Source organism: Streptomyces sp. ICC1, assembly GCF_003287935.1.
In the GTDB taxonomy this organism is placed as follows: Bacteria; Actinomycetota; Actinomycetes; order Streptomycetales; family Streptomycetaceae; genus Streptomyces; species Streptomyces tritrimontium.
Genome location: NZ_CP030287.1, coordinates 2,115,708 through 2,123,069 on the forward strand (window position 1 = coordinate 2,115,708; position 7,362 = coordinate 2,123,069).

At 65.3% G+C, this 7,362-nt stretch carries 6 protein-coding genes and 1 tRNA gene; 6 read left to right on the forward strand and 1 reads right to left on the reverse strand.

The features are described 5' to 3' along the window. Positions 1–6: 6 nt before the first annotated feature. The 6 genes from DRB96_RS43725 to DRB96_RS10035 all read left to right on the forward strand — a co-directional run bounded on the left by DRB96_RS43725 (position 7) and on the right by DRB96_RS10035 (position 7,018). Positions 7–1,185 (forward strand): helix-turn-helix domain-containing protein, encoded by a 1,179-nt coding sequence (locus DRB96_RS43725; RefSeq protein ID WP_204357684.1) that lies wholly within the window; start codon positions 7–9, stop codon positions 1,183–1,185. A 480-nt stretch (positions 1,186–1,665) separates the two neighbouring features. Further along, a complete protein-coding gene (locus tag DRB96_RS10010; protein WP_239515968.1) occupies positions 1,666–2,844 on the forward strand; it encodes an XRE family transcriptional regulator in 1,179 nt (392 codons plus the stop codon). A gap of 33 nt (positions 2,845–2,877) precedes the next feature. Beyond that, a complete protein-coding gene (locus DRB96_RS10015; protein ID WP_112448109.1) occupies positions 2,878–3,783 on the forward strand; it encodes a phosphotransferase in 906 nt (301 codons plus the stop codon). A gap of 800 nt (positions 3,784–4,583) precedes the next feature. Further along, positions 4,584–5,051, forward strand: a complete 468-nt coding sequence (locus tag DRB96_RS10025) for a helix-turn-helix domain-containing protein (protein ID WP_162688433.1) — start codon at positions 4,584–4,586, stop codon at positions 5,049–5,051. Positions 5,052–5,471: 420 nt separating this feature from the next. After that, entirely contained in the window at positions 5,472–5,645 is a 174-nt protein-coding gene (locus DRB96_RS44440) for a helix-turn-helix domain-containing protein (protein WP_112448112.1), read from the forward strand. Continuing rightward, positions 5,642–7,018, forward strand: a complete 1,377-nt coding sequence (locus tag DRB96_RS10035; RefSeq protein WP_112448113.1) for a site-specific integrase — start codon at positions 5,642–5,644, stop codon at positions 7,016–7,018. The genes DRB96_RS44440 and DRB96_RS10035 overlap by 4 nt, the downstream gene beginning before the upstream one ends. Before the next feature lie 211 nt (positions 7,019–7,229). Here DRB96_RS10035 and DRB96_RS10040 read toward each other — a convergent pair. Beyond that, positions 7,230–7,301 (reverse strand) — tRNA-Arg (locus DRB96_RS10040). Positions 7,302–7,362 lie beyond the last annotated feature (61 nt).

Below are 7,362 nucleotides of genomic sequence, written 5' to 3' on the forward strand. Positions count from 1 at the left end.
CCCGCCATGTACACCCCGCAGAAGACAGGCGAGCGGCCACGACGATCGCCCCGGTTCGTCTCCTGGCATTGGGCGACTCCTGAAGCCCAGGCCATCCTCGCCACACGGAACCTGTCCGCGATCCTGAAGTACCACCGGCGTGTCCATGGCGACAGCCAGACTCAGACCGGTGAACTCCTCGGCTACGACAAGACGTACGTCTCCGCCCTGGAACTCGGAAAGCGGCACCTCAACGACGTCGGCAGTCTGCGCCACGTCGCTGAACGCCTCTCCCTGCCCCCACACGTTCTTGGCGTCACCGACCCCGCCGACGCGGACCACCGCGCGATGCTTCAGTTCGGCCAATCCACCGTCCGTCTGGCCGAGATCGCTCGCCAGTCCGGGCACGCCACCGAAGCCGTCGCGGAACTCTGGCCGCTCGTCGCCCGACTCGAAGCCCGGGCCCGCGATGGGAACACTGAACGAGAGGTCCTGCGCCTCCTCGCCCATGCTCGCCTGGGCCTGGGCACGGCCCTCGGCAACGTGCTGCCGGAGGAGCGCCTGGCCACCGCCGCGCACTGGACAGCGCAGAGCCTGGACGTCGTGCGCATCTTCGATGACCCGGCGCTCACAACCACGGCTCTCCGCATGCACGGAAACGAGCTGCGAAAGTCGGGCCTGGTCGGCGCTGCCGTCCACCGCCTTGTTCATGCTGCGGCCGTGGCCCCGAACCTGTCCGAGCGCGCGGCCGTCCTGCCGCTCCTCGCACGAGCCGCCGGATCCCTCGGCAACCAGACCCTCTTCGACCGCACTATCGAGGAGGCACACCAGCTCCTCGACGAGGTAGACCACACGAGCCTGGTCAACCCCACGGCCCTCTACGAGATCCATCTGCGGGGCCTTATCGCCACCGGCAGGGCAGACGACGCGATACGGCGCGCCGAAGCCGCCGCGCCCACCTCGACCATCTCGATCGCACCCCAGTGGCGCGTCATCGAACTCATCACCACCGGCCGTGTCCGGCTCCTCGCCGGAGACCAGCGCGGCGCCACCGAACTGCTCGTGGGCGCCGTACGTGAAGCGCGCGCCCAACGCCTCCCACACCAGCTCCAGCGCGTCCTGCGCGCCGCTGGCGACGCCCTCCCGGATGCCCACGAATCCGCCGAACAGGCATTGACCCAACTGCGCACGGAGATGGCCGCATAGAGAAGAAGTCGAACCGCGGTGGCCTCGGGGTCCACCGGTCGCACGGTTCGAAGGATCTCTTCCGCACATCGAACGTTCCCTTCATTCCGTGGGCTGGACTTCTGAGGCCCCATCAGGCTCAGGCGGTAGGTAAGAGTCGCCACGGCCCACGTGGGCCTCAACCGGCGCACCCGCCGGATACGGCGCATGCGGCGACAGATTTTGGGAATCCCGCGGATTCTCCGGCGCATCCGCCGGAGAATCGTGGGAACCCGAGGTGCTGCTGGGCGGCGCCCCCTGATCGGAGCCCACGTGACGACACCAGCGCCTCCTCACCGGCCAAGCTGTGCGCGCGCTATCCGTGTCCGCGAAGAGCGCGCCGGCCGGTCCCACCACGACATCGCCGGCCTGATCCACCGGCATTGCGGGGTCTCGGCTCTCCGGGCCTACCGCTTGGCCCTTGGCAAGACGCTGGCCGTAGCTGGTCGGGAGGTTCGAGCCTTGGCTTTGAACCACGACCCCGAAGGACCCCGGGTCGAGGGCGACCAGCTGAGCTCTTGGGAAACTGGCGGCCGAGAACCGCGTAAGGCCGTCGTCTCGGTGCTGTGCGAGTACTACGGCGCGACGGCAAGCGCACTTGGGCTCTCTGGCGAGCCGCCGGCTCCCGGCTACACCGGGGAGGCGCTGCTCCCAGTCCCTGCCGTTCCGAGCTCCTCGTCACTGGGAGACCGCGTTGATGCCGCACGGCGGTCGACTAACTCGACCCTCGCGGCGGGTACAGTCGCCGGCGGGCAGATCGACCTCCTGGACGAGCGACTCCTACTTCTCCGGAGGCAGTACCTCTACACGCCCCCGGAAGCCATGCTGACCCAGCTGCTGGAGGAACTCGACGACGTCGAGAGCCTGGTGCGCGAGCGGCAGACGACCTCCGTTCACGTCCGCCTGACTGAGATGACGGCACTTCTGGCCACACTGATCGCCGATTCCCTCATGAAACTCGGCGACCTGCGTCGAAGCGGCGTCTGGTACGAGACTGCTCGCTTCGCCGCGGAGGAGAGCGGCAACCTGGATCTGCGTGCCCGGGTCCGGGCACAAGCCGCGATGCTGCCGTACTACTACGGCCCCCTCGATACCGCCATCGCACTCGCCCGCGAGGCGCGACTGCTCACCCGGGGCCGGCCGACCGTAACAGCAGCGTTCGCCACGATGGCGGAAGCGAGGGCTCTTGCCCAGGTCGGAGACGGCGCGCAAGCGGAACTCCGGCTCAGAGAAGCGGCGACGATGTACGAGCGCCTGCCCACTGGGGCCGATGACGATGCGTTCACCTTCCCGCGGCGCCGGTACCTGCTCTACCTCAGCGGTACGTACACCGCCCTCGGCCGCAGCTCGGCCGCGATGAAGACCCAGGCCGAAGCACTCGCCCTTTACCCGGCGCAGACCGGGATCGACCCCTCGCTCCTTCGACTGGAGACCGCCATCTGCCTGGCCATGGGCCGCAGCGCGACCGAGGCCTGCCAGTTGGCCACGGCCGTCTTCCTTGAGGTGCCGGAAGAGCACCGGACTCCCATCATCGGGGCACGGGCCCGCGGGGTGATCGAAAAGCTACCGGGAGCGAACGGTCGGTCCCGTGCGGCGATGGAGCTACGCGAGCTCCTGTCACTCCCAGCCGGGCCGAGGTGACAGCTGGGCCGATCATCGGACAGATTGACCCCCATGACTGCATCGTCGACAGCACCCGGCGGCTACACAGAAGCGGACATGTGGAGCATCCTGCGCCAGGCCTGCGAGGTGGTTGGCCTCAACGCCGAGGGCGCCGAAGTGCTTCGCGGACACACCAACGCCGTCCTGCGCCTCCATCATCACCCGGTCGTCGTCAAGATCGCTCGGCTCGGGACTCCGCCCGAAGCTACGGAGCGCACGGTGCGGTTCACCCGATGGTTGATGGATGCCGGGTTCCCCACGGCGCCTCTTCTGGAATGTGACCAGCCGGTCCTCGTCGACGGGCAGCACGCGGCAACGTTCTGGGTCTACCTACCGCAGCCCACGGCCTCGGTGACTGCGGAGCAACTGGCCAAGCCGCTCCAGATGCTGCATACCCTAGGCCGCCCTCCCTTTGCGCTTCCCGAGCACGACAACGTACGCGCGATACGGCGGTCGCTCGCGGTCACCACTACCCTTCCCGCTGCCGATCTCCACTTCCTGTCCTCGCGTGCCGATCAACTTGAGGGGGCGCTCGAAGACGTCGTATTCGAGTATCCGCCGGGTGTTATCCAGGGCGACCCACAACATCGAAATGCCCTCCACACCGGTGGATCAGCCGTACTGTGCGACTGGGACACCGCGGCAATTGGTCAACCCGAATGGGACCTTGTCACGGTGGAGGTGCACTCGCGGCGATTTGGATACGGCAAGGAGCACTACGACGAGTTCGCCGCAGCATATGGATTCGACGTGACTCGATGGCCGGGATACGAAACGCTCCGTGATCTCAGAGAACTACGCATGATCACGACCAACGCCAGAAAGGCTCGTCACACGCCGGGCAGCATCCACGAAGTCGAGCGCCGGGTTCAGGGTCTTAGGCGAGCCGAAGCGGGTCTCCCCTGGCGGATCCTTTGACGCGGGAATGCGAACTGTCCACTGGTACACGCGCTTACTGGACGTTGCTGTTGTGCCACTCGGCGAGCAGGACTCGGACCGCGTTGCCGTAGCCCCGGGCCCGTTCCCAGACTTGGTACCGATCGGTATGGAGCCGGTGTGCCTCGCCCTCCATACCGGGGCGGATCCGGAGGCTGGCAGGTACCCCGAGTTGGTCGGAGTCGTGACCGGACTCGATGACTTCGTACAAGACAGCGGAACCCCGGACGTTCCTTGCCTGGCTGCTCAGACCCAGAAGCTTCGTCCATGAGGCGACGGAAGCAACAGCTGGATGATCGCTCGGCATCCCCAAGGCCCACTCAGGTCCGCTGCCGGGGATGCTCCGCCAGATAGCTCCAGGTCCATGGACCGCACCGACCCACCAATGCGGTGCCCCGGGGCCCACAGGCCATGGTCGGACCAGCCGCATAGGGGGCCGTCGATCCGAGGCTGCCCGCCGAAGCAGCAGGCCGGCGGCTCGAAGATAGGCCACATCGCATGTCTTGCTACGGGCTTGCAGCGCCGAGTGAGTGGCGCCCCGGTGGCTGCGGGTCCCGCTAGCGGCCTTCGTGGAGGCGAGCGCCTCGCGTGCCGAGGAAGCCCGTTCAAGTGCCATTTCGGATAGCTGCCCAATCTTATCCAACTGGCCCAGCGATCGGGCCCAGGACGATTCCACGGTCCGCATGCGCCGACTCTCCTTACTTGCTCGGTCGAGATGCAAACTGAATTCGCTTACGGCAGACGCCAATTATGCCCAAATGACTGGCGCCTTCTGTTGGGGCATGTCAACCTACAACACCCCCGTCAACCACCATCCAGGCAAGATCGCATGTAACCCGTGCTGTGCTCGGATCGCGAGCCGGATGCAGATCCAAGGAAAGCCGCTGCCTAAGCCCCTCTTGCTGTCCATTCGCCTGACCGCCCCACTCCTCTTCGTGCTTGGGGGCGCATGCGCAGTGATCGGGCAACAGAACCATGACCACCTGTCCGTGGCCACGGCTCTATGCCTGATCGTGTCCTCGGCTGGCCTCATCGCCCATGACCTGACCCAGGGCCGCTATCGGCGCGACCGAGACGTACTTGTTCACGTGGCTGCGAATCCCGGAGTCACTGCAGAACAGATCGCCAGTTCCTTGAAGATCGCTGACAGGGCAGTGGTAGCCGTCCTGGCCCGGCTCGTGGGGGACGGGCTGGTGGTGCAGGCAGATGAAGACTCGCCAGCGCGCGGATCGTACAGGCTGGTTGGTTGACGTCGGCCATGCCGTACCGCTCCGCCGAAGGCGATACATAGCCGATGATCCCCGGTCAGCCAAACCGGGGATTCTCCAGACCATTGAAGAAGTTCGCATCGGCTGCTTGGCGGTGGACCGCAGCGAACAGCCTGACCGATGCCCGGAACGCGGTGTTCAGGGATCCGTGCGGAGTCGGCCTGCCCCCGAAAGCGGGTGCGCAGCGCCTCTCCCCGTGGATCCCTGCGCACTCGGCCGGCGCGAACCACCAGCACTACTCGTGAGGATTCCTGCCAGTGCACCCTCTTGCGATATCTCCTGCCCAAAACGTCCAGTCGTCTCTCCTTTGCGGGCCGCCACACGCCTTCGAGTGGGAGCTGCTCTGTGCGCCGTTTTGGGTGGGGGTGCAGAGTGAGGGGGCGTGATCGGCATGATGAGCTGATGACTGTTCCCGAGATTCTTACAGAACTGAAAGGTGTCTCCCGTAGGACATTCTATCGATGGCGAGAAATGGGGACCGGCCCCACTTCATTCAAGCTCCCTAATGGTGAACTTCGTGTTTGGCGTAGCGCATTTGTGGAATGGCTCGAAGATCGAGAGAGGTATGCGGCTTGAAGACAACTGATGTGCTTATTTGGGGCGTCAGGGTTAAGTCGCGCCAGGGGAAGGACACCTACGAGGTCCGCTGGAGGGTGGGCGACCGCCCCATTTCTCGATCGCGTCGCACGAAGGGGCTCGCCGACAAGTTGCGGGCGCAGCTGCTCATGGCCCAGGAGGCTGGCGAGCAGTTCGACACCGACACAGGACTCCCGTCTTCGATGGAGGAGAAGGCGCCGGCCCGCACTTGGTACGACTTTGCGCTGGACTACTTGCGGATGAAGTGGCCGCACTGCTCTCCTAATTACCGCGATGAAATCAACGAGGCACTGACCGGGGTAACGAAGGCCCTCATGCCCAAGAAGCCCGGTCGGCCGTCGGATGTCGCGATGCAGCGTGCGCTCCGGGATTGGGCTTTCATATTGCCCGGTCCGGATGAGCGGGACGTCCCTCCGGAGATTCTGGTTGTACTCGAATGGATCTCCAAGAATTCGCCCCCACTCGAAGATCTTTCCAAGCCTGCGGTCACGCGAGGCGTTCTGGATGCGTTGACCCTGAAGCTCGATGGTGAGGCGGCGGCGGGGGAGACGATAAAGCGGAAGCGCAAGGTGTTCGTAAATGCCTTGAATTATGCCGCCGAATTGGGGGAGTTCGCCGAGAACCCGATCAAGTCGGTCTCCTGGCAGAAGCCGCCCCGAATTATCCAAGTCGACCCGCGGGTCGTAGCCAACCCGCGTCAGGCGGGCAACCTGCTTGGAGCCGTCTCGTATGTGGGGGGCTATGGGCGCGCCAGAGGCAGGCGTCTGGTCGGCCTGTTCGCGGGCATGTACTACGCCGGCCTGCGTCCGGCCGAAGCTGTGGGCGTCGCGCTCCCCGACTGCACACTGCCCAGCGAGGGCTGGGGGGAAGCGGTGCTGCACCGGACCAGGCCCACGGTCGGGAAGAAGTGGACCAGGAGCGGCGAGGTCCACGACGACCGGGGGCTGAAGAATCGCGATCCGGCGGACGTGCGGCGAGCTCCACTGCCCCCCGCGCTCGTCGCGATCTGGCGAGACAGCATCGACACGTTTGGCACGGCTGACGACGGGCGTCTCTTTTTCAACGAACGTGGTGGTCTGGTTGGATCATCCACATATTCTCGCGTTTGGGGCGAGGCTCGTGGCCTCGGCCTTCCGCCGGAGCTTGTCAACAGCCCACTGGCAGACGTTCCCTATGACCTTCGCCACTCTGCGCTCTCCACGTGGCTGAACGCCGGGCTCGATCCGACCGAGGTCGCCGAGCGTGCAGGTAACAGCGTGGAGGTCCTGCTGGCCAGGTATGCCAAATGCCTCCATGGGCGGCATGTTGTGGCCAATCAGCGCATCGACGACCTACTGCGCGAATATGAGTGATGATCGTCACATCCGACGCCCCGGGGCCACCGCCTCGGGGCGTTTCCTATGTGACGGTTCATCGGGTACGTGGGTGAATGTCCGATCCCACGTATGTCCCACGAGGCGTGTCCTACGGGTGCTTTCACTCGAACACGGCTGCATATGACTGCAGGCCCCCTGATCCGGCTAGTTGCCTGATCAGAGGGCCTATTAGGCACCTGAACTGCGGTGCCCCCGGCAGGATTCGAACCTGCGCACACGGCTCCGGAGGCCGTTGCTCTATCCCCTGAGCTACGGGGGCGCTGTCGCTGGTGTTGCGGCGACGGGTTGAACACTACCAGCACTGTCTCTTATACACACTC